This is a genomic window from Sphingorhabdus buctiana (assembly GCF_042680825.1).
Classification (GTDB): Bacteria; Pseudomonadota; Alphaproteobacteria; order Sphingomonadales; family Sphingomonadaceae; genus Sphingorhabdus_B; species Sphingorhabdus_B buctiana.
Map to the genome: position 1 here is coordinate 115116 of NZ_JBHUEL010000010.1, position 21581 is coordinate 136696.

The 21581-nt window shown below is 60.0% G+C and carries 26 protein-coding genes; 13 read left to right on the forward strand and 13 right to left on the reverse strand.

The features are described 5' to 3' along the window. Window positions 1–53 precede the first annotated feature (53 nt). The 3 genes from ACFSAG_RS11210 to ACFSAG_RS11220 all read right to left on the reverse strand — a co-directional run bounded on the left by ACFSAG_RS11210 (window position 54) and on the right by ACFSAG_RS11220 (window position 2846). Window positions 54–1226, reverse strand: coding sequence for a mechanosensitive ion channel family protein (locus ACFSAG_RS11210; protein ID WP_381514744.1), 1173 nt, complete (start codon window positions 1224–1226; stop codon window positions 54–56). A 92-nt stretch (window positions 1227–1318) separates the two neighbouring features. Then, window positions 1319–2680, reverse strand: a complete 1362-nt coding sequence (locus tag ACFSAG_RS11215; RefSeq protein ID WP_381514747.1) for a putative O-glycosylation ligase, exosortase A system-associated — start codon at window positions 2678–2680, stop codon at window positions 1319–1321. Beyond that, complete coding sequence (locus ACFSAG_RS11220) at window positions 2673–2846, reverse strand: hypothetical protein (protein ID WP_381514749.1); 174 nt, start codon at window positions 2844–2846, stop codon at window positions 2673–2675. Before ACFSAG_RS11220 ends, ACFSAG_RS11215 begins: the two co-directional genes overlap by 8 nt. A gap of 122 nt (window positions 2847–2968) precedes the next feature. On the opposite strand from ACFSAG_RS11220, the gene ACFSAG_RS11225 reads away from it, so the two are divergent. Together ACFSAG_RS11225 and ACFSAG_RS11230 are read left to right on the forward strand one after the other, a co-directional pair. Beyond that, window positions 2969–4192, forward strand: a complete 1224-nt coding sequence (locus ACFSAG_RS11225; protein ID WP_381515321.1) for a TIGR04063 family PEP-CTERM/XrtA system glycosyltransferase — start codon at window positions 2969–2971, stop codon at window positions 4190–4192. Between the two features lie 57 nt (window positions 4193–4249). Further along, entirely contained in the window at window positions 4250–5236 is a 987-nt protein-coding gene (locus tag ACFSAG_RS11230; protein ID WP_381514752.1) for a hypothetical protein, read from the forward strand. A gap of 2 nt (window positions 5237–5238) precedes the next feature. Here the strand turns inward: ACFSAG_RS11230 and ACFSAG_RS11235 are convergent, their stop codons facing one another. Both ACFSAG_RS11235 and ACFSAG_RS11240 read right to left on the reverse strand, forming a co-directional pair. After that, a complete protein-coding gene (locus ACFSAG_RS11235) occupies window positions 5239–5538 on the reverse strand; it encodes a hypothetical protein (RefSeq protein WP_381514754.1) in 300 nt (99 codons plus the stop codon). Next, the gene (locus ACFSAG_RS11240; RefSeq protein ID WP_374613238.1) at window positions 5535–5744 is read right to left on the reverse strand and encodes a hypothetical protein; all 210 of its coding nucleotides are present in this window, start codon (window positions 5742–5744) and stop codon (window positions 5535–5537) included. The genes ACFSAG_RS11235 and ACFSAG_RS11240 overlap by 4 nt, the downstream gene beginning before the upstream one ends. A gap of 129 nt (window positions 5745–5873) precedes the next feature. Between ACFSAG_RS11240 and ACFSAG_RS11245 the strand changes: the two genes are divergently transcribed. Genes ACFSAG_RS11245 through ACFSAG_RS11260 form a run of 4 tightly spaced genes read left to right on the forward strand, consistent with a single transcriptional unit; the run spans window position 5874 to window position 7925 of the window. Beyond that, on the forward strand, window positions 5874–6515 hold the full coding sequence (locus tag ACFSAG_RS11245) for a S24 family peptidase (RefSeq protein WP_381514757.1): 642 nt from the start codon (window positions 5874–5876) through the stop codon (window positions 6513–6515). 45 nt (window positions 6516–6560) lie between these two features. Then, window positions 6561–6815, forward strand: a complete 255-nt coding sequence (locus ACFSAG_RS11250) for a type II toxin-antitoxin system RelE family toxin (RefSeq protein ID WP_381514759.1) — start codon at window positions 6561–6563, stop codon at window positions 6813–6815. 8 nt (window positions 6816–6823) lie between these two features. Further along, entirely contained in the window at window positions 6824–7207 is a 384-nt protein-coding gene (locus tag ACFSAG_RS11255; RefSeq protein ID WP_381514762.1) for a helix-turn-helix domain-containing protein, read from the forward strand. A gap of 37 nt (window positions 7208–7244) precedes the next feature. Next, window positions 7245–7925 carry an MBL fold metallo-hydrolase gene (locus ACFSAG_RS11260; protein ID WP_381514764.1) on the forward strand — a complete coding sequence of 227 codons (681 nt, stop codon included), beginning with the start codon at window positions 7245–7247 and terminating at the stop codon, window positions 7923–7925. 38 nt (window positions 7926–7963) lie between these two features. Here ACFSAG_RS11260 and ACFSAG_RS11265 read toward each other — a convergent pair whose 3' ends face one another. Beyond that, window positions 7964–8404: an MAPEG family protein gene (locus ACFSAG_RS11265; RefSeq protein ID WP_381514767.1), complete on the reverse strand. Its 441-nt coding sequence runs from the start codon at window positions 8402–8404 to the stop codon at window positions 7964–7966. Between the two features lie 157 nt (window positions 8405–8561). Between ACFSAG_RS11265 and rpmF the strand changes: the two genes are divergently transcribed. The 5 genes from rpmF to ACFSAG_RS11290 all read left to right on the forward strand — a co-directional run bounded on the left by rpmF (window position 8562) and on the right by ACFSAG_RS11290 (window position 11588). Continuing rightward, window positions 8562–8738 carry a 50S ribosomal protein L32 gene (rpmF, locus tag ACFSAG_RS11270; protein ID WP_374613230.1) on the forward strand — a complete coding sequence of 59 codons (177 nt, stop codon included), beginning with the start codon at window positions 8562–8564 and terminating at the stop codon, window positions 8736–8738. A 39-nt stretch (window positions 8739–8777) separates the two neighbouring features. Then, window positions 8778–9818: a phosphate acyltransferase PlsX gene (gene plsX, locus ACFSAG_RS11275; RefSeq protein WP_374613228.1), complete on the forward strand. Its 1041-nt coding sequence runs from the start codon at window positions 8778–8780 to the stop codon at window positions 9816–9818. Then, window positions 9815–10783, forward strand: coding sequence for a beta-ketoacyl-ACP synthase III (locus tag ACFSAG_RS11280; RefSeq protein WP_381514771.1), 969 nt, complete (start codon window positions 9815–9817; stop codon window positions 10781–10783). The genes plsX and ACFSAG_RS11280 overlap by 4 nt, the downstream gene beginning before the upstream one ends. Before the next feature lie 106 nt (window positions 10784–10889). Next, window positions 10890–11180 carry an integration host factor subunit alpha gene (locus ACFSAG_RS11285; protein WP_381514774.1) on the forward strand — a complete coding sequence of 97 codons (291 nt, stop codon included), beginning with the start codon at window positions 10890–10892 and terminating at the stop codon, window positions 11178–11180. Window positions 11181–11186: 6 nt separating this feature from the next. Beyond that, window positions 11187–11588 (forward strand): MerR family transcriptional regulator, encoded by a 402-nt coding sequence (locus tag ACFSAG_RS11290; protein WP_381514776.1) that lies wholly within the window; start codon window positions 11187–11189, stop codon window positions 11586–11588. 1 nt (window position 11589) lies between these two features. Here ACFSAG_RS11290 and ACFSAG_RS11295 read toward each other — a convergent pair whose 3' ends face one another. The 7 genes from ACFSAG_RS11295 to ACFSAG_RS11325 all read right to left on the reverse strand — a co-directional run bounded on the left by ACFSAG_RS11295 (window position 11590) and on the right by ACFSAG_RS11325 (window position 19416). Next, window positions 11590–12306 carry a proteasome-type protease gene (locus tag ACFSAG_RS11295; protein ID WP_381514779.1) on the reverse strand — a complete coding sequence of 239 codons (717 nt, stop codon included), beginning with the start codon at window positions 12304–12306 and terminating at the stop codon, window positions 11590–11592. A gap of 54 nt (window positions 12307–12360) precedes the next feature. Beyond that, window positions 12361–13161: a transglutaminase family protein gene (locus ACFSAG_RS11300; RefSeq protein WP_381514782.1), complete on the reverse strand. Its 801-nt coding sequence runs from the start codon at window positions 13159–13161 to the stop codon at window positions 12361–12363. A 4-nt stretch (window positions 13162–13165) separates the two neighbouring features. After that, the gene (locus tag ACFSAG_RS11305; RefSeq protein WP_381514784.1) at window positions 13166–14107 is read right to left on the reverse strand and encodes an alpha-E domain-containing protein; all 942 of its coding nucleotides are present in this window, start codon (window positions 14105–14107) and stop codon (window positions 13166–13168) included. Window positions 14108–14112: 5 nt separating this feature from the next. Next, window positions 14113–15540: a circularly permuted type 2 ATP-grasp protein gene (locus ACFSAG_RS11310; RefSeq protein WP_381514787.1), complete on the reverse strand. Its 1428-nt coding sequence runs from the start codon at window positions 15538–15540 to the stop codon at window positions 14113–14115. Between the two features lie 77 nt (window positions 15541–15617). Continuing rightward, on the reverse strand, window positions 15618–16142 hold the full coding sequence (locus tag ACFSAG_RS11315) for a GNAT family N-acetyltransferase (RefSeq protein ID WP_381514790.1): 525 nt from the start codon (window positions 16140–16142) through the stop codon (window positions 15618–15620). After that, the gene (locus ACFSAG_RS11320) at window positions 16139–16684 is read right to left on the reverse strand and encodes a SixA phosphatase family protein (RefSeq protein ID WP_381514792.1); all 546 of its coding nucleotides are present in this window, start codon (window positions 16682–16684) and stop codon (window positions 16139–16141) included. The genes ACFSAG_RS11315 and ACFSAG_RS11320 overlap by 4 nt, the downstream gene beginning before the upstream one ends. After that, complete coding sequence (locus ACFSAG_RS11325) at window positions 16681–19416, reverse strand: ATP-dependent DNA helicase (protein ID WP_381514795.1); 2736 nt, start codon at window positions 19414–19416, stop codon at window positions 16681–16683. The genes ACFSAG_RS11320 and ACFSAG_RS11325 overlap by 4 nt, the downstream gene beginning before the upstream one ends. Window positions 19417–19458: 42 nt before the next feature. On the opposite strand from ACFSAG_RS11325, the gene ACFSAG_RS11330 reads away from it, so the two are divergent. Both ACFSAG_RS11330 and ACFSAG_RS11335 read left to right on the forward strand, forming a co-directional pair. Continuing rightward, window positions 19459–21045: a lysine--tRNA ligase gene (locus tag ACFSAG_RS11330; protein ID WP_381514797.1), complete on the forward strand. Its 1587-nt coding sequence runs from the start codon at window positions 19459–19461 to the stop codon at window positions 21043–21045. Further along, window positions 21042–21569 carry a DUF1003 domain-containing protein gene (locus ACFSAG_RS11335; protein WP_374613203.1) on the forward strand — a complete coding sequence of 176 codons (528 nt, stop codon included), beginning with the start codon at window positions 21042–21044 and terminating at the stop codon, window positions 21567–21569. The genes ACFSAG_RS11330 and ACFSAG_RS11335 overlap by 4 nt, the downstream gene beginning before the upstream one ends. Window positions 21570–21581 lie beyond the last annotated feature (12 nt).

Sequence of the window (21581 nt, forward strand, 5' to 3'; positions counted from 1 at the left end):
TCCCGGCGCTGACCCTACGTCACTTCGCCTTCAGGCCCGACAATGGGCGCGAATCACGCCTTTTTTCGGGGTGCAGGTGCCGCTTTTTGCGGTTCTGCATAGGGCATGACGAACGTGCCATCGGGCGCTGCGGTGTAGGTCGTCTGCGTCGGGTAAGCGAATTCGATTCCCTCTTCGGCAAAACGCTTTGCAATGCCGAGGCCAATGGCATGGCGCGCGGTGAACATTTCGTCCACATCCTCGCTCTGCACGTCAAAGACGAGCTGGAAATCGAGCGAACTGGGCGCGAAGCTGTGGAAGCCACCACGGATGAATTCCGCGCCTTCCCTTTCGACGATCTCGCGCAGGATATCGGGCACGCGCGCTGCGGTTTCGGTGGGCGTGTGGTAAACAAGGCTGATAAGGAAGACCACGCGGCGATAGACCGATAGCGTGTTGTTGGTGATTTCCTTTTCGAGCAGCTTCGAATTGGAGATGATTTTCTCCTCGCCCGTCAGCGCGCGCAGCCGCGTGCTCTTCATCCCGATGCGCTCCACCCGCGCAGTTGTGGTATCATAGGTGATGGTGTCGCCGCGTTTGAACGGGCGGTCGAAGATGATCGATATCGCTGCGAACAGGTCAGAGAATATGCCCTGCGCGGCAAGACCGATGGCAATGCCGCCGACGCCCAAACCGGCAATCAGGCCGGTTACATTAACGCCCAGATTGTCGAGGATGACAATCGCGGCAATCGCAAAGACCGCAAAGCTGACCAGCAGGCGGATGAGCACCATCGCGCTTTGCAGCGTTTCATGTTCGCCGCCGCTGTCGCTCGCGCGCCGTTCGATAAGGCCAAGGATGATTTCACGCAGCCAGACCGCCGCCTGCAGCACGACAGCAATGGTGAAAAGCACATCGATGGTGCGGGCCAAGGGGGCGGGTGCATTGGCATAGCCGTTGACCAGTTCGATTGCGGCCATCACGCGGAAGAATTTGCCTGTCCGGGCTATGGTCCGGGCAATGATCGACGCCATCGCCGCATGATCTTCGCGTTCGCGGGCAATCTTGGCGGCACGCCGCTTGAGCCAGCTCAGCAGCAGGTAAACCAGCACCGCAGCCGCAGCGGCCACGGCCAGTTCGGCAATATTGCCGCGCACCCATTCGGTCACCACATCCGAATAATAGGTCAGTCGTTCGTTGATGGCTGCAATCGGGTCGGACGGGATTTTCGGAACAGGTGCGGTCATGCCGCTGTTCTAGTCTGCGCGCTCCATCGCAGCAAGCCATTCAGGTCCGGCCAGAACATCCCCTCCCGCAAGCGGGAGGGGAGCGATATCGCTCAGGCTTCCCGGGTCCGCATCCGTTGCTTCCTGATCGGTGTCCACGCGGCCTCGTTGCGCCTGCGGGCCAGATAGGTGTCGAGCCCAAGCTGCATCGCGATCAGCATATAGACAAAGGGCTGGAATGCGATGCCGACAAACAGCGAGCCGACAAGGTAGATGATCTGCGCATTTTGAAGCGCGGTGGCGAGTGGTGCGACCCAGCCCTCATCGGGCCGGTTGCGCTTCTTGTACATGCGGGCGAGCATTTCCATACGCCAGACCCCGCCTACATGGATCAGGAGCCAGATGATCAGGCCGGGAAAGCCTTGTTCGCCCAACATTTCAAAATAGCTGCTGTGATAAGCGCGGCCCTGGTCGACGATTTCCTTGCGGTCTACTGCGCCGGTATCGAACCCGTTTTCATCGACGACCGGCAAGTCATAGCGGATCTTGTTGATGCGATAGGCATCAAAGCCGCCGCCAAAGGGATGTTCCTGCACAAATTCCCACGTCCATTTCCAAACGGCAACGCGCGTGGCAGCGGATTCATCTGCCTTGTAATCCTTGATCGTTTCCATCCGGTCGGAAAAGGCTGAGGGGAGGAAGGGGATGGCTGCCAGCCCGACCAAGGCGGCACCGGTGAGGTAGAGGAAGCGCCGCTTCGTCTGGCGTATGGCGAGCAGCGCCAGCACAGCGATGCACACAAGGCCGGTGCGTGCCTGCGTGCCGACCGGGATCAGCAATGCGGCAAAGGTCAGTGCGGCGGCGTAGGTCTTTACCTTCCAGTCGGGTTTGAAAATCGTTCCATGCTGCGCCAGCCAGACAATCAGCGGGATGATTGCGATGGCAACGCAGCTGATGATGCTGCCCTCGTACAGCCCTGAATTATCGTCGATAAGAAGGACGAGCGAGCCATAGCCGCCGCCACCCAACGCGGTTTTGATGCCGCCGGTGACGATCAGCGCCGACGCACAAAGGACAAGGGTCAGCGCCAGCGCCTCGATCCGCAGCCGCGTCTTGAGCAGCAGCGGCAAGAAGGCGGCAAAGACCAGTGCCTTCCACACCCAGCTCCATTTTTCCTGCGCGGCCACTGGTTCGAGTGCGACCGTGGTCGAATAGCCGCAATAGGCCAGAAGCACGATCAACAGCGCCCAGCGCGGCGATACCCGCACGTCGCGCTTGTCATCGCTTATCAGGAAGCCAAGCACTGCCAGCGCAAACAGGATCAGCGACAGCGGTATCGAATTGAGCAGGAAATAGCTCAGCCGCTGCGGCGCGACGATATCGATATAGGCATAGACCAACGTGAACAGGAACGGGCGCTTGAACGCCATCAGCATCAGCAGGCCCAGATAGCCGACAAAGAACAGGTCACGCATCGCCGGGTTGTTCCTTTGATGCGCGAGGACGACGGACGGCGAAACCCTGTGGTTCCGCATCGGGTGGCGGTGGGGGTTCGCTATCGAGGTCGTCGCGCCGGGTGAGCAACCAGAAGGCGAGCAGCAGCAGGCCGTGGCTCAGCAATATCGATAGATTGTCGATCATCCGGCGTTGGTCCCTGCCAGCCCTGTCGATGCCAAGGCATCGCGTGAAAATGAAAAATCAGGAAAAGCATTAGCTTGTTTGGGTTGACGCGGCGTTAAATATTCTGCGCCTATGGGCGGGTGATGGGCCGCATACTGCATATTCTAGACCACAGCCTGCCGTTGCACAGCGGCTATACCTTTCGCACGCGCGCGATCCTGAAATCGCAACTCGGTGCCGGATGGGATGTGCGCGGGTTGACCGGGGTGCGGCAATACCAGCACGGAATGGAACCAGCAGGGCTCGAAGAAGAGGCCGAAGGATTGTTGTTTTATCGCACCCCCCTGCAGGTTTCTGGCCCATCGGGCGTGCGCGAATGGCGCGAGATTCGCGCGCTGGAGAAGCGCATTGTCGAAATCCATCGCGATTGGCCGTTCGACCTCATCCACGCGCACTCACCAGCGCTGAACGGATTGGCTGCGGCAAGGGCTGCGGCACGGCTGGGTTTGCCGCTCGTCTATGAAATCCGCGCCTTTTGGGAGGATGCGGCGGTCGGCAATGGCACTGGCCATGAAGGTTCGCTCAAATACCGCTTCACCCGTGCGCTTGAGAATCATGTCGTCGCCCGGGCAGACAAAGTCGCGGTGATTTGCGAAGGCCTGCGATCCGATCTGGTTGCGCGCGGTTTTGATGCAGGCAAGATCTTCGTCTCGCCCAATGGCGTCGACATGGAATTGTTCGGCAACCCGCCGCCGCGCGACGCTGCGCTGGCCGAGGAGCTGGGGCTGAGCGGCAAGGATGTGATTGGCTATATCGGCAGCTTTTACGATTATGAGGGCATTGATGACCTGATTGCAGCAATGGCGCATTTGCGCGACGCGGCAAAGGATGCGCACCTGCTGCTCGTCGGCGGTGGGCCGATGGAAAAGGCCTTGCGCGCACAGGCCGACGCTTCCCCGGTTGCTGCACGCATCCACTTTATCGGGCGCATTCCGCATGAAGTGGTTGAACGCTATTACAGCCTGATCGATGTGCTCGCCTATCCGCGCAAACGCATGCGGCTGACCGAGCTTGTCACTCCGCTCAAGCCGTTGGAGGCGATGGCGCAGGGGCGGCTGGTTGCAGCTTCAGATGTCGGCGGCCATCGCGAACTGATAGAAGATGGCGTGACCGGCGCCATATTCCCCGCCGATAATCCCGCAGGTGCGGCTGAAGCCATTGATGAATTGTTCGCCGCCAAGGCGATGTGGCCCGATCGCAAGGCCCATGCGCGCGCCTTTGTCGAGCGCGAACGCAACTGGCAGAAGAACATAATGCGTTACGATCCTGTTTACCATTTCCTGATAGGCCGTGCTAATAAAGGGTAAGGTCGCGGCCCGGTCGCGATGCGAGCCCGTTGAAAAAACAGGGTATCTATGCAAGCGATGCTGAAATTCGATGACCAGACACGGGCCGTTGCGATAGCGACGGGGGGCGGCGCAGCCGCCGCCATTGTCGCGATGTTCGTGCCCACCGGCATCTGGGAAACGCTGACAGGTTCGACCGGGGTTTCGGAAATGATTCCCGCAACCGCCGCTCCGCTTGGCGATACCGCACGCGCGCTGATTTCCTATGGTTTTGGCGCTTTGACGCTTCTCATCCTCGCAGCGCTGTTGCTGCGCCGTACGGGACATTCCGACCTAGCAGCAATTTCGCATGACGAGCCGCTCTGGACCAATCCCGAGGTTTTCGGCGATAATGAGGACAGTTTCGAAGAAGAGGCTCCACGCGTTTCGCTGCTTGCGCGTGTGAAGGCCTGGTTTGCCGCTTTTGTTGCCGCCCGCCGCAATGGCGATGGCATCAACGACCTTGCTGACCTGCCCAAGCTGCGCGCCGGCGATGCCCATCCTGATGCCCCGCCGCGTCGTCCTTTCTCCGCCCAACGCGACATTGCCGAGGCAGAAGCCAATTTCGCGGAGCCGACCGAGGTCGAGGCGGTTGAAATGGGGGATGAAGAGGCAACGATCGAAGTCGAGGCAGAATGGGTGGAGGCTGAAGAGGTTGAAGCGGTCGAGCTAGTCCAGCCCGCGGAAGAGACTGCGGAGGAACCCGTCGCAGCGCCCCAGGGCGATGCGAATTCACTCGACGAAATGGTCCGCCGTTTTGAAACCGCGCTCGCCGAACGCGATGCCCAATTGGCCTTTATCGAAAAGCTGGCAAGTGAATTGCCCTCCAATGTCCAGCCAATCCGCCCTGATATCTCGCCAGCGGCAGAAATCGAGCCGGTGGCAATCGATCCCGCGCCGCTGCGTGCTGTGGAAGCGGAGGAAGCACCTGCCGATGTGCCGCCGCGTCCCGAATCGGAAGAACTGGATGCTGCGTTGCGTTCCGCGTTGGAAACGCTCCACCGGATGAACGCGCGCACCCGCTAAGGTCATTCGTCGAGTAGCAATGCCTCAACCGTCAGGGCAATCGCGCCCGGCAAGGCGCGCTGCGCACTCACCGATATGTCGGCAACGAACTGCCTGCGGAGTTGGAACTCGGTTTCAGGCAATGCCTTGGTGAACGCTTCAGCCGCCGAATCGCGCTCAGGCCCGTGTAGTTCGAGCCTTGCGACCACCCGCTCGCCGGAAAATGTCGCGCTGTGCCAGGCGCTGCGCTTGCATCCGGTTAGGCGGGCATCGGGCAGCAGCGCCAGCAACGCGGCCTCCAGGCTGGTGCGCGATCCGCTCATGCCGCTTCCCGCAAGTTGAGCAGCTCGAGATCGCGTTCATAAGCCGCCATGAACGCTTCCGCCTTTAACACCATCGCCGGTCGCAGGCAGCGGCCGTTGCGCATATCGAGCACGAGTCGCGGATCGCGCGCTACCCGCCGTCCAAAAGTGGTTGGGGCCATATTGTGCAAGCGCAGGAACTGTTCGATCTTTCGATTGATGTGCATTGCTGTCCTTTCCTTGGCACCACCCTTCGGGAACTGTTCCATCGACGAATCAATGAGAACAATGTAAGAACATTGGTGATAGGAAAAATCCTACTTGTCTAGGAAAAATCCTATTGCTAATGTAGGTGAATGATGAGCAGCGATCCGCGCGCCGAACTTGAACGGCTGATCCAGTCGCATGGTGACGATTATTCCGCGCTGTCGCGGCTCGTCGGGCGCAACCCCGCCTATATCCAGCAATTTATCAAGCGCGGTTCCCCCAAGAACCTGCCCGAACGTGAGCGTTCGATCCTCGCGCGTTATTATGGCGTTGATCCGCAGCTGCTTGGCGCGCCCGAAGAAGTAGGGGGCAAAAGTGACAACCTGAAACTGGTGCCCAAGCTGGCGGTTGGTGCATCGGCGGGTGCGGGTGCGCTCGCCGATGGAGAGGCGCTGGCCGGCAAGGTCGGCTTTGACGAACAATGGCTGCGCAAGTTGGGTGTTGAGCCACGCAATGTGTCGCTGATCCGCGTCGAAGGCGATTCGATGCAACCGACGCTGAACGATGGCGACGATATCATGGTCGACAAAGGCGCGGCGCTAAAGCCGCTACGCGATGGCATCCATGTCATCCGCATCGATGGAGTGTTGATGGTGAAGCGGCTTGCGCCCGCGCCTGGCGGGCGGTTGTCAGTGCTGTCGGATAATCCCGCCTATCCATCCTGGCCCGACCGCGACCCAGCCGAAGTGCAGGTGGTCGGCCGCGTGGTCTGGGTGGGACGCAGGTTGTGATATTTCAATGGACAAAAATAACAATATGTTATATTGGTTATTTGAATGAGGCGGGTAGAGTATAGCCGTGATGCGGTTAAGGCGCTGAGGCGGATGGATAACTCCACCTCACGTCGAATCTGCAATAAGGTGGAACAATATGCTCAAGATCCTGCTTCATTGGCGAACAACGTCGTCACGATGAAGGGCGGTGATGGTTTCAAACGGATGCGCGTAGGTGATTGGCGGGTTATATTTACAGAGGATTTTGTTGTCCTTCTCGTCATTCGGATCGCAGCACGCGGCAGTGTTTATGATTGAGGTTGCAAATGGGATACGTACCGCAAAAATTTGTCGCTCCTGACGGCACCGAAATGGTCGTGCTACCTGCTGCTGATTTCGAGCGTCTTCAAACTCTGGCCGAAGAGAGCCAAGATATGCTGGCCGCACGTGTGCAGGTTGCAAGGCTGTCTGCAGGCGAAGGAACAATGCCAGGGAAAGTTTTGGAACTAATCCTGGACGGTCATTCCCCGATCGCGGCCTGGCGGAAGTTTCGCGGAATGTCGCAGATAACGCTAGCGAAGACTGCTGGCTGTACCCAGTCTGCCCTCAGCCAGATTGAGTCTGGCGCGCGTTATGGCACGCCAAAGTTACGCAAGGCATTGGCGAAAGCGCTCGATGCTCCTCTCTGGACGTTGGACGACGAAGACTGAACTTGCGCTTCGCTGTGGTTGGAGCCACATATCGCGCATGAGCAACGTCACCTCGAACATGAACGCCCAACCGCCTTTGAAGGCGGTCATAATCCCCGTCACTCCGCTGCAGCAGAATTGCACGCTGCTTTGGTGCACGGAAACCAACAAGGCGGCGCTGGTCGATCCGGGGGGTGATCTGCACAAGCTGAAGGATGCTGTGGCGAAAACCGGGGTTGAGCTCGAAAAGCTGCTCGTTACCCACGGCCATCTCGACCATTGCGGGCAGACGGGCATGCTGGCGCAGGAACTGGGCTTGACTATCGAAGGCCCGCACGAGGAGGACCGTTTCTGGATCGCGCAGCTTGACGATGATGGCAAGCGCTGGGGGATGGACGCCAAGACTTTTGAGCCTGATCGTTGGCTGAAAGACGGCGATACCGTCACCGTCGGCAATCTTGTGCTCGATGTGATTCACTGCCCGGGTCATACGCCGGGGCATGTCATTTTCTACCACGGCCCCAGCCGCCTTGCGATTGTCGGTGATGTGTTGTTCCAGGGCTCAATCGGCCGCACCGATTTCCCGCGCGGCAACCATCAGGAACTGATCGATTCGATCACCAAGAAATTATGGCCGCTCGGCGACGATGTGACCTTCATTCCGGGCCACGGCCCGACCAGCCAGTTCGGCTATGAACGCAAGGTCAACGCCTATGTCTCGGATTATGCGCTGAGCTGAAAATGCCCCCTCCCGCAGGCGGGAGGGGAGATTGGGGCTTAGCCCAGTTTCGAATAGACGCTCCACAGCGCATAACCTGCAAGCCCAAGCAGCGTCAGCAGAGTGATCAGCGTGCCGACCATCCGGCCTTTGGCGAAGGTGCCGCCGTCCATGCCGAGGCCATGTGCGAGGCGGCCGAAGATGTAGATGATGCCGACATACCACAGCCAGGTGGGCGAGCCCTGGGTTGCTTCGAGCGCCGCAATCAGCACCAGCACGAAGGGTGCACTTTCGACGAAATTGGCGTGCGCGCGCATGCGGCGGATCAGGAACTCGTCGCCGCCATCGCCGATCGAGACGCCGCCCTTGGTGCGCGCTTGCCCGCAGCGGATCATCAGCCAGATGTTCACCAGCGCGGCACCCGCTGCAATCGTCAAGGTAATCGGTAATGAAAGCATGATATTGTCCTCCCGTTGTTGGAAAGCGGTGCTATCAGCCATCTGCGAACTTGCAAAGCACGGAAAAATCGGTATTAGCCGCCCCTCATCCGCAGCTTTGGGTGTTTAGACGCCGCTTCCGGCCTTGCTTGCCAGCGTCGCCTTTTCGCTTTAAAGCCGTAGAAACATTAGATTTTTTTGAAATGGAACAGGTGCCGAGATGGCTGTCCCCAAGAGAAAAACCACGCCGTCCAAACGCGGCATGCGTCGTAGCCATGATTCGCTGAAGGCTGAAGCCTTTCAGGAATGCTCGAACTGCGGCGAACTGAAGCGCCCGCACCATGTGTGCACTGCTTGCGGCCACTATAACGGCCGCGAAATCCTCGCTGTCGCCTAATTTCCGGACAATCGCTCTTCTCATTGGAGGGATGATATCGTGACCACTTCACCGCGTATCGCCATAGATGCGATGGGCGGTGATGAAGGCGTTCGCGTGATGATCGCGGGCGCCGCTTTGGCGCGTCACCGGCACGAAAGATTCAAATTCCTGTTGGTTGGTGATGAAGTGCAGATCAAGGCTGCACTCGAAAACCACCCGAATCTGCGCGCAGCGTCCGAAATCCTCCACACCACCGAAGTTGTCACCGGCGATGACAAGCCGAGCCAGGCGTTGCGCAAGTCGCGTGGCAGCTCGATGGGGCTGGCAATCAACGCAGTAAAGGCGGGCGAAGCCGCCGCAGCTGTCAGCGCCGGAAATACCGGCGCGCTGATGGCAATGGCAAAGCTCGCGTTGCGCACCATGCCGGGGATAGATCGGCCGGCGCTTGCCGCCTTGCTGCCGACGCTCACCGATACCGATGTCGTGATGCTCGATCTTGGCGCAAACACCGAATGCGATGCCCGCAACCTTGTGCAATTTGCGGTCATGGGCGCGGCCTATTCGCGCATCCTCTACAATTTCGAAAAGCCGCGTGTGCGCCTGCTCAACATCGGCACCGAAGAGCTCAAAGGCACCGACAGCCTGCGTTTTGCCGCGCAGCATCTGCGCGAAAGCCCCGAGCTGCACATGGCCTTCCAAGGCTTTATCGAGGCTGACAAGATCAACCGTGGCGAATGCGATGTTGTCGTTTGCGATGGCTTTTCGGGCAATATCGCGCTCAAATCGATCGAGGGTGCTGCGCGGTTCGTGACCGATCTGTTGCGCCGCGCCTTTACCAGCTCGATCCGCTCCAAGTTCGGCTTCCTCGTCTCGCGCCCCGCGACCGAGCTTTTGAAGCACCATCTCGATCCGAACAATCATAATGGCGCGGTCTTCCTTGGTCTCAATGGCGTTGTTGTCAAAAGCCATGGCAGCGCCAGCATCGAAGGCGTCGCCAACGCGGTTAAAGTCGCGGCCCGGCTGGTCGAGGACGATATTACCACGCGCATCGCGCAGGATCTGGAACAGATCGCAGGCAAGGAAGTCATTGAGGAATGAGCGGAACCGCGCTTCGTGCCGTTATCAAGGGGACGGGTTCTGCCCTGCCTAAGCGCCGGGTTTCCAATGATGAACTGGCAGCGCAGGTTGATACATCCGATGAATGGATTACCGAGCGCACCGGCATCAAGTTCCGCCATATTGCCGGGCCCGATGAGACCACTGCAACTTTGGGTGCAGAAGCTGCCCGCAACGCGCTTGATTCGGCAGGGATGACCGAGAAGGACATCGACCTCATCATCGTTGCCACTTGCACGCCCGACCAGACCTTTCCAGCTGCTGCCACCAAGGTGCAGCATATCCTTGGCCACCATGGCGGGGTCGCGTTTGACGTCGCGGCTGTATGCTCGGGCTTCCTTTATGCCTTTTCGGTCGCGGAAAGCATGATCCGCGCAGGTTCGGCGAAGAACGCGCTGGTGATCGGTGCCGAGACGATGACCCGCCTTCTCGATTGGGAAGATCGCGGCACCTGCGTGCTGTTCGGTGATGGCGCCGGTGCGGTCGTGCTTTCAGGCGAAACCGGCGACAGTGGTGTCCTCGCGACGCAGCTCCACGCCGACGGCAAGCATAATGAGCTGCTCTATGTCGATGGCGGGCCTTCGACCACCGGAACGGTCGGCAAGCTGCGGATGCAGGGGCGTGAAGTTTTCCGTCATGCCGTCACCAACCTTGCCAGCGTGATGCACGAAGTACTCGAGCAGGCCGATCTGGATGCTGCGGACATCGATTGGGTCGTTCCGCACCAGGCCAATGCCCGCATCATCGATGCCACCGTGAAGAAGCTCGGCCTGCCCGCCGAACGCGTGGTGCTGACCGTTGCCGAGCATGCCAATACCTCTGCCGCATCGGTGCCGTTGGCGCTGGATGGCGCGGTGCGCGACGGCCGGATCAAGAAGGGCGATATCGTCGTTCTCGAGGCGATGGGTGGTGGATTTACCTGGGGCGCGTCGATCGTCCGGATGTGATCCGTTTTCGGACGGTAAAAATTCGTCCGCTATTTTACATCCTTCTGAAATTGCTATATGTTCCTTGGGAATCAAAAAAGGGTCGTATGCACTAAGGAGGTAATCCATGGCAGATGCAGGTACTTTGACACGCGCGGATATCGCAGAAGCGATCAACCGGCATGTCGGGCTTTCGAGGGCTGACGCGTCTGCGATCATCGAATCCTTGCTCGATCATATCCTCGATGCGCTGGTCGCTGGGGAGAATGTGAAGATTTCCGGTTTTGGCACTTTCGTGCTGCGCGACAAGGCGCAACGCATCGGCCGCAACCCGAAAACGGGCGTCGAAGTGCCGATTACGCCGCGCCGCGTGCTTACCTTCCGTGCCAGCCAGGGCCTGCGCCAGAAGGTCAAGTAAGCGGGCATGGAAAAGGCTCCTGAGGCATTTCTGACCATTGGTGAAATGGCCGACCGGCTGGGCGTGAAAACGCATATCCTGCGTTATTGGGAAGAGCAGTTCCCGATGCTCAAGCCGCTGAAGCGGGCAGGCGGGCGGCGGCTTTACCGCCCGTCGGATGTTGCGTTGCTCGACCAGATCCAGGATTTGCTGACCAATCAGGGCTATACTATTCGCGGGGCGCGCAGCTTCCTGGCCAAGGGCGGGAAGGTGCAGCCAGTTTCCGAAGCGGCACCGGTTGTAGAGGCGGCACCCGTCGCACCGCCTGCACCCATTGGCGATCTGTTTGCATCGCCGCCGCCATCAAAACTGGTGCCTGAATTACGCGCGATCCGCGACAAGCTTGCCAGCGCGCTCGAAACAGCCTGATCTAGTCGATCACATAATCGGGAAGCGAATGGAATGCGGTGCGCAGCGCATCGGACCATTTGCTCGATATCGTGCTGAAATAGGGATCATCCTCGGTAATCCGCCGCTTTTGCAAAGGCTCGAATCGATCCTTGGGCAGCAGCAGCATGTCCAAAGGCAGCGCGACCGAAAGATTGGCGGCCATGGTCGAATCGAACGACACCATCAGCAGCTTCACCGCGCTTTCAAAGCTCATGTCTGACTGGAAACCGCGCACCAGGATCGGGCGGCCATATTTGGTTTCGCCGATCTGGAAAAAGGGCGTGTCTTCCGATGCCTCGATGAAGTTCCCCTCGGGATAGATCATGAACAGGCGCGGTTCCATGCCCTTGATCTGGCCGCCGACGATCAGTGTCGCGTTGAAGGTGGTCTCTGCATTCAGGCCGGTCTGCTCGCGCGTGCGGATGGTTTCGCGCAGCAGATCACCGATAATCTGTGCAACCTGAAACATCGATGCCGCCGCGAGGATCGATGGATTGCGGTCTTCGGGTGCCTTTGTGCGTTCCGCCAGTAGGCTGATGACCGATTGGGTGGTGGCGAGGTTGCCGGCGGACAATATGGTGATGTGGCGCTCACCCGGCTTTTCGAAGCTGTGCATTTTGCGAAAGGTCGAGATATTGTCGACGCCCGAATTGGTGCGCGTGTCCGACATGAACACCAGCCCCGTATCCAGCTTCATCCCCACGCAATAGGTCACTCTATTCTTGCCCCCGATATATTGTTTGCGCTCGCGTTACTGCTCGACGGCAAGGCTGACAACCATGCTCTGCTCACCGCCGCCATAGGAAATGCCCGATACAGGCGCGGCTTCGGCATAATCGGCGCCAGTTGCGACGCGGACATAGCGTAAATCGGGGCTGATGCCGTTTGACACGTCAAAGCCGACCCAGCCCAGCCCTTCGACATGGGCTTCGGCCCAAGCGTGGCTGGCTTCCTGCTCCACCCTGTCGGTGAGCATGAGGTAGCCGCTGACATAGCGGGCCGGAATGCCGAGCGAGCGGGCGGCAGCGATGAAGATATGGGCATGATCCTGGCACACGCCATGGCCTGCGGCTAGCGCCGCATCGGCCGTGGTCGCGGCATCGGTATGGCCGATATCGTAGCGGACGGTTGCAAGAATCTTCGATGACAGGCCATGCAATATCGCCAGTTGGTCCAGATTTTCGCCTTGCACCGATTTCGCGAGTGCCTGGATTTCCCGACTGGGCTCGGTCAGCTTGGTGGGACGCAGGAAGTACCAGAGCGGCACATGCCCGCCATGCTTGCCGATCACGCCTGCGGTATCGAAAGTTTCAACCTCGCCGCTGCATTCGACGGTGATGTCACTCACGCCCTCATTGATGCTGACGAGCAGGATATGGTTGTTGTGATAATCGATATAGTCGGCCTGAACCTTGCCGCCCTCTATATCGGTCTTCCAGTTCAGGATTTTTTGCGCAGCATTTTCCTTGGGGATCATGCGCAACCGCTGCAGCCCGTAAGGTACGGGATGCTCATAATGATAATGGGTGCGATGGTGGATTTTCAGCAGCATCGACCTATCCGTAAAAGCGGTAATCACGCTCGATCTGCGCAGCGAGTCGTGCGTTGCAGGTCATGAAGTCGGTGAGGAATTCGTGCAGCCCGCTTTCGAAAATGGCATCGATTGAGCGGTTTTGCAGCCCGTCATGGATTTCCTGTGCGAGGTCGTGTGCGGGCATCCGCGCACCATAGTCTCGTTCGAGATAGCACAGATTGCCGAACAGTTTCTGGTAACAAAAGGCGAGCGAGCGCGGGAAGCGTTCGTCGAGGATCAGGAATTCGGCAACCCCCACTGGCCGCGTGTCTGCGGCGTTTAGCCAGCGGAAGGCGTGCTCGGCCGATACCGAGCGCAGGATCGTTTCCCACTGCACATTGTCGAGCGAGGAGCCAACGAAAGAGAGCGAGGGCAACAGGACATAATATTTGACGTCTAGGATACGGGCTGTGCTGTCTGCCCGTTCGAGGAAGGTACCCAGACGGGCGAAATTATAGACATCGATCCGCAGCATTGACCCGTGCAGTGCCCCGCGCACCTGCGCCGATTGCTGGCGGATCATGGAGATTATGCCGGGAAGGTCGGTTTCGCGTACCGGCCTTGCCAGCGCTTCTTTCAGTCGCATCCAGAAGATGTTGGTTGCCTCCCACACTTCACGGGTCAGTGCGGTCCGTGTCATGCGGGCATTGTGGCGGGCGGTTTCCAGCATCGACAAAATGGCGGACGAATTGGCTTTGTCGCGCAGCAGGTAGTTCACGACCTGCGCAGCAGCATAATCCTCAAACCGGCTTTCATAGTCGGCTTGCAGGCCAGCGGTGGTGATGACCGATCGCCATTCCTCATCCGAACCGGTGCTACGAGTCAGCGCCATGCGATGGCCAGCCTCCAGCAGGCGCGCCATATTCTCGCACCGCTCGAGATAGCGGAACATCCAGAATATCCCCCCTGCGGTGCGCCCCAACATCGCCGTCAGTCCTCCAGCACCCAGCTGTCCTTGGTGCCACCGCCCTGGCTTGAGTTCACGACCAGCGAGCCTTTTTTGAGCGCAACGCGGGTCAGCCCGCCGGGGGTGATTTCGATGCCATTGGGCGAGACAAGGACGAAGGGCCGCAGGTCGACATGGCGCGGGGCAAGGCCTGCCTTGGTCAGCACCGGAACGGTTGAAAGCGCCAATGTCGGCTGCGCGATATAATTGCCGGGCCGCGCCTTCAGTTTCTTGGCAAATGCCTCAATCTCATCCTTGCTCGCGGCGGGGCCAACCAGCATTCCATAGCCGCCCGAGCCGTGCACCTCCTTGACGACGAGCTCCTTCAGATTGTCGAGCACATATTTGAGCGCCTCGGGCTCGGCGCAGCGCCATGTCGGCACATTGGCGAGCAGCGGCTTCTCGCCGGTGTAGAATTCGACGATTTCAGGCATGTAGCTGTAGATCGCCTTGTCATCGGCGATGCCAGTGCCCGGTGCATTGGCGATGGTGATCTTGCCTGCACGGTAAAGGTCCATGATCCCGGGGACGCCCAATTGCGATTCCGGGCGGAAACTCATCGGATCGAGGAAATCATCGTCGACGCGCCGGTAGAGGACGTCGATTGGTTTGTAGCCCTGCGTGGTCCGCATGGCGACGCGGCCGTCAACGATCCTCAGGTCATGCCCTTCGACCAGTTCTGCCCCCATCTGGTCGGCAAGGAAGGCATGCTCGAAATAGGCGCTGTTATAAATGCCCGGCGTCAGCACCGCGACCACCGGCCTCCCGTCGCATCCCTGCGGTGCGCAGGCCTCCAGCGAGCGGCGCAAATTCTTGGGATAGCTGCCGACTTCGCGCACGCGGATTGCGCTGAACAGTTCGGGGAACATGTTCATCATCGTCTCGCGGTTTTCGAGCATGTAGGACACGCCCGATGGTGTGCGGGCATTGTCCTCAAGCACGTAGAATTCGTCCTCGCTGGTGCGGACAAGATCGATGCCGACGATGTGGGTGTAGACCCGGCCCGGCGGAGTGAAGCCGATCATTGCAGGCAGGAAAGCGCTGTTTTTGGCAATCAAAGCCTCGGGCACACGGCCGGCGCGGATGATTTCCTGCCGATGATAGATGTCGTGGAGGAAGGCGTTGATCGCGCGCACCCGCTGTTCGATACCGCGCGAGAGCCGCGACCATTCCTTTGCGCCGATGATGCGGGGCACAATGTCGAAGGGAATCAGCCGCTCTTCAGCCTCGTTAGCGCCATAGACGTTGAAGGTGATTCCGGTGCGGCGAAACACCGCATCGGCCTCATCTGCCTTTTTGCGCAGGGCTGCAAGCTGCTGGCCTTCAAACCATGCAGCATAGTCTGAATAGGCCCTGCGCGCACCGCCATCGGGGCGCAGCATTTCGTCAAAAGCCGGTGCGGGCTGGTCCATGAGTCCGCAGGCTGTCAAAATTTTAGGCAGTGCACAAGCGCTTTTCGCGGTTGCACAATTTATGGGCAGATAGGGCCTTAGCTGTTCATATCGCGAGCAAAAAGCATATCGCTGAATTCGATATCGTCGACCATGAATATGGTGTCGCCAATCTTAGAGAAACCGTGCTTTTTATAGAAGGCAACGGCGCGATCATTGTTCTCGTAAACCGCCAGCAACAAACGCCGTGCTTGTCTTTTGTGCGCCACGTCCAGTGCTTGCTGCATCAACGCTGCGCCATTGCCACCGCCCTGCCAGGGGCCAAGCAGGTAGATTCGTTTGAGTTCCCAATCACCTTCGCGCTGGAAATCCGGATGTTCGGGTGGGCAGAGCAGGGCATAGCCGACGGGTGCGCCCAGCGGGGTTTCGCCGATGACGATGTCGATTTGCGGGTCAGCTAGTTTGGCCGCGTAAAATTCCGGGCTGTGCAGGTCCTTCAGGAACCGGATCAGTGCGGGGCCGGGATGGTCGAACGCAAAAGTGGCAAGGAAGGTTGCCTGCCCCAGCAGCGACAGCGCATCTTCATCCCCCGGCTTTGCGGCACGCCAATGGATCGGAGTCATTCGGCGTCAGGGCCCAATTCGGGGTCGAGGTCGCGTGGGCGGATGAAGCGCTTCAAATGCGCAACCGGCTTTCCGATATCCCCCCAACTGTCGATGTCGATTTCCAACTGCGCGAGAGCGGCGGTCGGATATTTGACCTCGACTTCCTCACGCAGCGGCGAACTGCCATCATCGGGGACCAGGTCGAAAACGACATCTTCCATCCCCGGATTGTGGCCCACCATCATCACGCTATCATGCTCGTCGCTGACTTCGCGCAGCACGTCGAGCAGGGTAGCCGACGAGGCGAGGTAGATGCGCCGATCCCAAGTCGGCTCCAGCTTGCGACCATAGCCTGACCAAAGACTGTCGAGCGTGTCGATCACCCGCACCGCAGGGCTTGCGATAACATGTTCAAATGCAACGCCGTTCGAAGCCATCCATTGCCCGATAGTGCGCGCGGCCTTTTCACCCTTTTTGTTAAGCGGCCTATCAAAATCGCGTGCGACCGGATCGTCCCATCCCGATTTGGCGTGGCGCAGCAGGTAAAGCGTCTTGGTCAAAAGGGGATATCCTCGTCCTCAATCTCTAGCGCGGACCCCTGCCCGAAATTTGTTGCAGGGGAAAGACCGGATTTGATCCGCCGCACCGCTTCATCGAGAGTGACGCGGTGGATCGGCGTTCCGGGCGGGAAAGCGGTCAGCAACCGCGACGGCGTCGCCGAAGAAAGCAAGACGAAGTGGCCATGATCATCGGCCTTGCGGATCAAGCGGCCAAAGGCCTGCGCGAGGCGCGAGCGGATGATGCGGTCGTCATAATCCATCCCGCCTACGGCAAGCCTTCGCGCTTTGTGCAATATGTCGGGCCGTGGCCAAGGTACTTGTTCCATGATGACAAGGCGCAGCGAATGGCCGGGCACATCGACCCCGTCGCGCAAGGCATCGGTGCCGAGCAGGCTGGCGTGCGGATCATCGCGGAAGATATCGACCAACGTGCCGGTATCCATCGGATCGACATGCTGGGCATAGAGCGGGAGGCCATCACGCGCCAAACGGTCGGCAATCCGGGCATGGACGCTGCGCAGGCGGCGGATCGCGGTGAACAGCCCTAGAGCACCGCCCTGCGAAGCGCCGATTAAAGCGGCATAGGCCCCGGCGAGCGCGGGCAAGTCACCGCGCTGGATATCGGTGACGATCAGCACCTCGGCCTGTCGTGCATAGTCAAACGGGCTGGGCGCCGAGAAATGCTCGACTTCATGGTCGAGATGCGCGGCGCCGGTGCGCGCCGCCGCCGTATCCCAATCGCCGCCGCTGCGCAGCGTGGCCGAGGTCGTCAAAATGCCATGGGCGGGTTTTAAGACGACGCTGGAAACCGGGCGGGTGGGATCGAGCCAATGGCGGTGGATTCCCATATCATATTCGCGACCCTCTCCGCGATCGACCGCCAGCCAGTCGACAAAGTCCGGATCGGCGGGGCCTCCGCCGCGTCCCAGCAGGGCGATCCAGCCGCGCAGCGTATCGACCCGCCAACTGAGGCTCGCCATCGCGCCTTCGATACGGGCGCGAGCTGCGCTGTCGAGCCAGTCGGGCGCCTCCTCAACCAATGCCTCCAACCGCTGGCCCAGCACCATCAGCGGTTTGACGAGTGCCTCGAGCGCCTTCATCAGGTCGGCAATCGCCTCAATCAGCGGTGCGTCGAGATTGGCATATTCGGTTTCAAGGCCATAGCCGCTTTCAGCTTGTCCTTCGTCGCGGGCATAGACGGTGGCGCGCACCGCAGCGAGCATTCGTTCGGCGGGCCCCGATGGCACGCCTTCATTGACGCGGCCGAGCCAGCCGTCACCGGGCAGCGCCTCTGCTGCCTCGCGCGCGGCGTCGATAGCGAGCCCGCCTTCCTCATCATAGCTGGCGACGTCCGCAAGGCGGGCCGACAACCCGCGCCTGCGCCCGCGCGCCTTGCCTTCGGGGCCGATGACCCATCGGCGTATCTCGATCATTTCCGCACCGGTCAGCGCGGCGGCGAAGGTCGAATCGGCGGCGTCGAAAAGATGGTGGCCCTCGTCAAAGATGATGCGCGTTGGGCGGCTCGCTTCCTCGCGCCCGCGCGCCGCGTTGACCATCATCAGCGCATGGTTGGCGATGACGATGTCGGCCTGTGCCGAGGAGCGGCTGGCGCGCTCGATGAAGCATTTGCGGTAATGCGGGCAACCTGCATAGATGCATTCGCCGCGCCGGTCGGTCAGCGCGGTGGTGCCATTGCGGCGAAACAAAGTGGTGAGCCAGCCCGGCAGGTCGCCGCCAATCATGTCGCCATCGGCAGTGAAGGCCGCCCAACGCGCGACCAGATGTGCGAGGATCGCCGCCCGCCCCGCAAAGCCGCCTTGCAGCGCATCTTCAAGGTTCAAAAGGCACAAGTAATTTTCGCGCCCCTTGCGCACGACAACCTTTTGCCGGAACGTCGTATCATCGGGGAAAACGCGCCGTGCCTCGCCCACCAACTGGCGTTGCAGCGCCTTGGTATAGGTTGAAATCCAAACCGCGCCGTCGGCCTCTTGTGCCCAGAGCGAGGCGGGGGCGAGATAGCCCAGCGTCTTGCCGATACCCGTGCCTGCCTCGGCCAGCAGCATATTGGGTTCGCCTTTTCGGCGGCGGGGATCGAAAATATGCGCGGCGGTTTCGGCAAAGGCGCGCTGGCCTTCGCGGACTTCGGCCTCGCTACCCGTCAGCCTCGCGAGTTGCGCATCGACTGCGGCGCGATCGAGCTGGACCGAGCGGGGCGGGGTGCGTGGCGGAGCCTCTTCCCATTCGGGCAGCTTTGAAAACAGCCAGCGTTCCTTGACCTGCGGCTTGGGCAACTGGTCCGCGACCACCCGCGCCCATGGCCAGCGGAGCCGGGTCAGTGCCTGCGCCGCATCCCACGCCCCTTCACGTTCGGGCCAATTTGGGTCGGTGAGGGTGGCGATCAGTTTCGCGGCCGCCGCCTGCAGGAAGCGGGGGATGGATTCATCATGGACCGCCGCTTCCAGCCCGAGCACGCTGGCCAGCCCCTTTGCCGTAGGCACCGCAAAGCGGGCGGGGTGCACAAAAGCGAACAGTTCGAGCAGGTCCGGCCCTGACAATTCGGCATAGCCCAGCCGCTGCGCGACCAGTGGCGCATTCAGCAGGATCATCGGCGTTTCGGCCGCTTTCGCCACCGCCTCGGCCTTGCCGATCCGGCGCGTTTCGCCATCGGGTGAAGCGATCCAGATGCCAGCATGGCTTGCATGCAGCGCAGGAAAGGCTAGGGGAGAGGCCATATCCGCCATACATGGCAAGTTTGGAACGTAAAGGAAACAGGAATGAGCGTCGATCCCGCCCTTCGCACGGCAGCCTTGGCGAGCAAGGCATGGCCTTATGAAGAGGCGCGGCGCGTGCTCAAACGCTTTCCGCAGGGCAAGCCCGGCGGTGCGCCCGTCCTGTTCGAAACTGGCTATGGCCCATCGGGCCTGCCGCATATCGGCACCTTCAACGAAGTGCTGCGCACCACCATGGTCCGCCGCGCGCTTGAGGAAATGGCCGACATGCCGACCCGGCTGGTTGCTTTCTCCGATGACATGGATGGCCTGCGCAAGGTGCCCGACAATGTGCCCAACCAGGCGATGCTCGCCGAACATTTGGGCAAGCCGCTGACGCGCATTCCCGACCCGTTCGGGAAATATGAGAGTTTTGCGCATCACAACAATGCAATGCTGCGCGAATTCCTCGATCGCTTCGGCTTCGAATATGAGTTCGTCTCCTCGACGACGATGTACGAAGGCGGCCAGTTTGACGAGGCGCTGAAGGGCGTGCTGCGCAACTATCAGGGCATCATGGATATCATGCTGCCAACGTTGCGCGCCGAACGCGCGGCGACCTATTCGCCGGTACTGCCGGTCAGCCCCAAGTCGGGCATCGTGTTGCAGGTGCCGGTTACGGTGGTCGATGCAGAGGCTGGATTGGTTTCGTTCGAGGATGAGGGCGAGACGATCACCCAGTCGATCCTTGGCGGGCAGGCAAAGCTGCAATGGAAGGTCGATTGGGCAATGCGCTGGGTCGCGCTCGGCGTCGACTATGAAATGTACGGCAAGGATTTGACCGACAGCGGCATCCAGTCGGGCAAGATTGCGCAGGTGCTTGGCGGGCGCAAGCCCGAGGGGCTGATCTACGAAATGTTCCTCGACGAAAAGGGCGAGAAGATTTCGAAGTCGAAGGGCAATGGCCTGAGCCTCGAGGAATGGCTGTCTTACGGCACCGAGGAAAGCCTTGCCTTTTACGCCTATCGCGAACCCAAGAGCGCGAAGCAGCTGCATCTGGGCGTGATCCCACGCGCGGTGGACGAATATTTCCAGTTCCGCGGGTCTTATGCTGGGCAGGAAATCGAGAAGAAGCTCGGCAATCCGGTGCACCATATTCACAATGGCCCCGGAGGCTCAAACGTGCCTGCGGATGTGCCCCCGGTAACCTTCGGGCTGCTGCTCAACCTTGCCGGTGTGATGGGGCCGCACGCAACCGCGCCGCAGGTATGGGGTTATCTTGGCAATTATGTGCCCGATGCGACCGCTGCGACACATCCGGAACTGGCGAACCTCATCAACCTCGCGCTTGCCTATAACCGCGACCATGTCGCGCCGACGCTGCAACGGCGCAAGGCAGAGGGTATCGAGATTGAAGCGCTCAAGCGGCTCGACGCAGAACTCGCGCCGCTTCCGGCCGATGCGCCTGCCGAGGATATCCAGAATATCGTCTATGAAATCGGGAAGACCGGCGGGTTCGAAAATCTGCGTGACTGGTTCAAGGCGCTCTATGAAACGCTGCTCGGCTCCAGTGCCGGACCGCGCATGGGTAGCTTCATCGCGCTTTATGGCATCGCCAACACCCGCAAACTGATCGCTGAGGCGCTAGCATGATTAACGGCAGTTCGATCGACGAATTGGCGGTCGAACTTCTCGGCAAGACGGCGGACAGCCTGTCGATAGCCGAACGGCGGGTGCTGGAAAGCATCCATCGCCGCGAAATCACCAGCCGCGATCTGGGCGTGTCGCATGGCGAAGAAGCGACCTTAGGCCAGCGGCTGGCCGACCATGTCGCTGCCGTAGGCGGCAGTTGGGGCTTCATCATCGGTTTTGCGGTCGTGCTGTTCGGCTGGATGCTGCTCAACAGCCGTTTCCTTGAATCGTTGGGGATCACCTTTGATCCCTATCCATTCATCTTCCTCAATCTGATGCTGTCGACGCTGGCGGCGATCCAGGCGCCGATCATCATGATGAGCCAGAACCGGCAGGCGGAAAAGGATCGTCAGGCAGCAGCGCATGATTATGAAGTCAATCTGCGCGCCGAACTTGAAATCATCCGCCTGCACGAAAAGATGAACGACTTGCAGCAGGATTTGAACAAGTTGCTGAAGCGCCAGGAAGGCGGCGGCAAAGCCTGATCTATGGGATTA

Excerpts from the sequence above, each read along its gene's own strand:
- ACFSAG_RS11210 (WP_381514744.1), bottom strand. The coding sequence starts at position 1,226 with ATGACCGCACCTGTTCCGAAAATCCCGTCCGACCCGATTGCAGCCATC.
- ACFSAG_RS11215 (WP_381514747.1), bottom strand. The coding sequence starts at position 2,680 with ATGCGTGACCTGTTCTTTGTCGGCTATCTGGGCCTGCTGATGCTGATG.
- ACFSAG_RS11220 (WP_381514749.1), bottom strand. The coding sequence starts at position 2,846 with ATGATCGACAATCTATCGATATTGCTGAGCCACGGCCTGCTGCTGCTC.
- ACFSAG_RS11225 (WP_381515321.1), top strand. The coding sequence starts at position 2,969 with ATGGGCCGCATACTGCATATTCTAGACCACAGCCTGCCGTTGCACAGC.
- ACFSAG_RS11230 (WP_381514752.1), top strand. The coding sequence starts at position 4,250 with ATGCTGAAATTCGATGACCAGACACGGGCCGTTGCGATAGCGACGGGG.
- ACFSAG_RS11235 (WP_381514754.1), bottom strand. The coding sequence starts at position 5,538 with ATGAGCGGATCGCGCACCAGCCTGGAGGCCGCGTTGCTGGCGCTGCTG.
- ACFSAG_RS11240 (WP_374613238.1), bottom strand. The coding sequence starts at position 5,744 with ATGCACATCAATCGAAAGATCGAACAGTTCCTGCGCTTGCACAATATG.
- ACFSAG_RS11245 (WP_381514757.1), top strand. The coding sequence starts at position 5,874 with ATGATGAGCAGCGATCCGCGCGCCGAACTTGAACGGCTGATCCAGTCG.
- ACFSAG_RS11250 (WP_381514759.1), top strand. The coding sequence starts at position 6,561 with ATGAGGCGGGTAGAGTATAGCCGTGATGCGGTTAAGGCGCTGAGGCGG.
- ACFSAG_RS11255 (WP_381514762.1), top strand. The coding sequence starts at position 6,824 with ATGGGATACGTACCGCAAAAATTTGTCGCTCCTGACGGCACCGAAATG.
- ACFSAG_RS11260 (WP_381514764.1), top strand. The coding sequence starts at position 7,245 with ATGAGCAACGTCACCTCGAACATGAACGCCCAACCGCCTTTGAAGGCG.
- ACFSAG_RS11265 (WP_381514767.1), bottom strand. The coding sequence starts at position 8,404 with ATGGCTGATAGCACCGCTTTCCAACAACGGGAGGACAATATCATGCTT.
- rpmF (WP_374613230.1), top strand. The coding sequence starts at position 8,562 with ATGGCTGTCCCCAAGAGAAAAACCACGCCGTCCAAACGCGGCATGCGT.
- ACFSAG_RS11280 (WP_381514771.1), top strand. The coding sequence starts at position 9,815 with ATGAGCGGAACCGCGCTTCGTGCCGTTATCAAGGGGACGGGTTCTGCC.
- ACFSAG_RS11285 (WP_381514774.1), top strand. The coding sequence starts at position 10,890 with ATGGCAGATGCAGGTACTTTGACACGCGCGGATATCGCAGAAGCGATC.
- ACFSAG_RS11290 (WP_381514776.1), top strand. The coding sequence starts at position 11,187 with ATGGAAAAGGCTCCTGAGGCATTTCTGACCATTGGTGAAATGGCCGAC.
- ACFSAG_RS11295 (WP_381514779.1), bottom strand. The coding sequence starts at position 12,306 with ATGAAGCTGGATACGGGGCTGGTGTTCATGTCGGACACGCGCACCAAT.
- ACFSAG_RS11300 (WP_381514782.1), bottom strand. The coding sequence starts at position 13,161 with ATGCTGCTGAAAATCCACCATCGCACCCATTATCATTATGAGCATCCC.
- ACFSAG_RS11305 (WP_381514784.1), bottom strand. The coding sequence starts at position 14,107 with ATGTTGGGGCGCACCGCAGGGGGGATATTCTGGATGTTCCGCTATCTC.
- ACFSAG_RS11310 (WP_381514787.1), bottom strand. The coding sequence starts at position 15,540 with ATGGACCAGCCCGCACCGGCTTTTGACGAAATGCTGCGCCCCGATGGC.
- ACFSAG_RS11315 (WP_381514790.1), bottom strand. The coding sequence starts at position 16,142 with ATGACTCCGATCCATTGGCGTGCCGCAAAGCCGGGGGATGAAGATGCG.
- ACFSAG_RS11325 (WP_381514795.1), bottom strand. The coding sequence starts at position 19,416 with ATGGCCTCTCCCCTAGCCTTTCCTGCGCTGCATGCAAGCCATGCTGGC.
- ACFSAG_RS11330 (WP_381514797.1), top strand. The coding sequence starts at position 19,459 with ATGAGCGTCGATCCCGCCCTTCGCACGGCAGCCTTGGCGAGCAAGGCA.
- ACFSAG_RS11335 (WP_374613203.1), top strand. The coding sequence starts at position 21,042 with ATGATTAACGGCAGTTCGATCGACGAATTGGCGGTCGAACTTCTCGGC.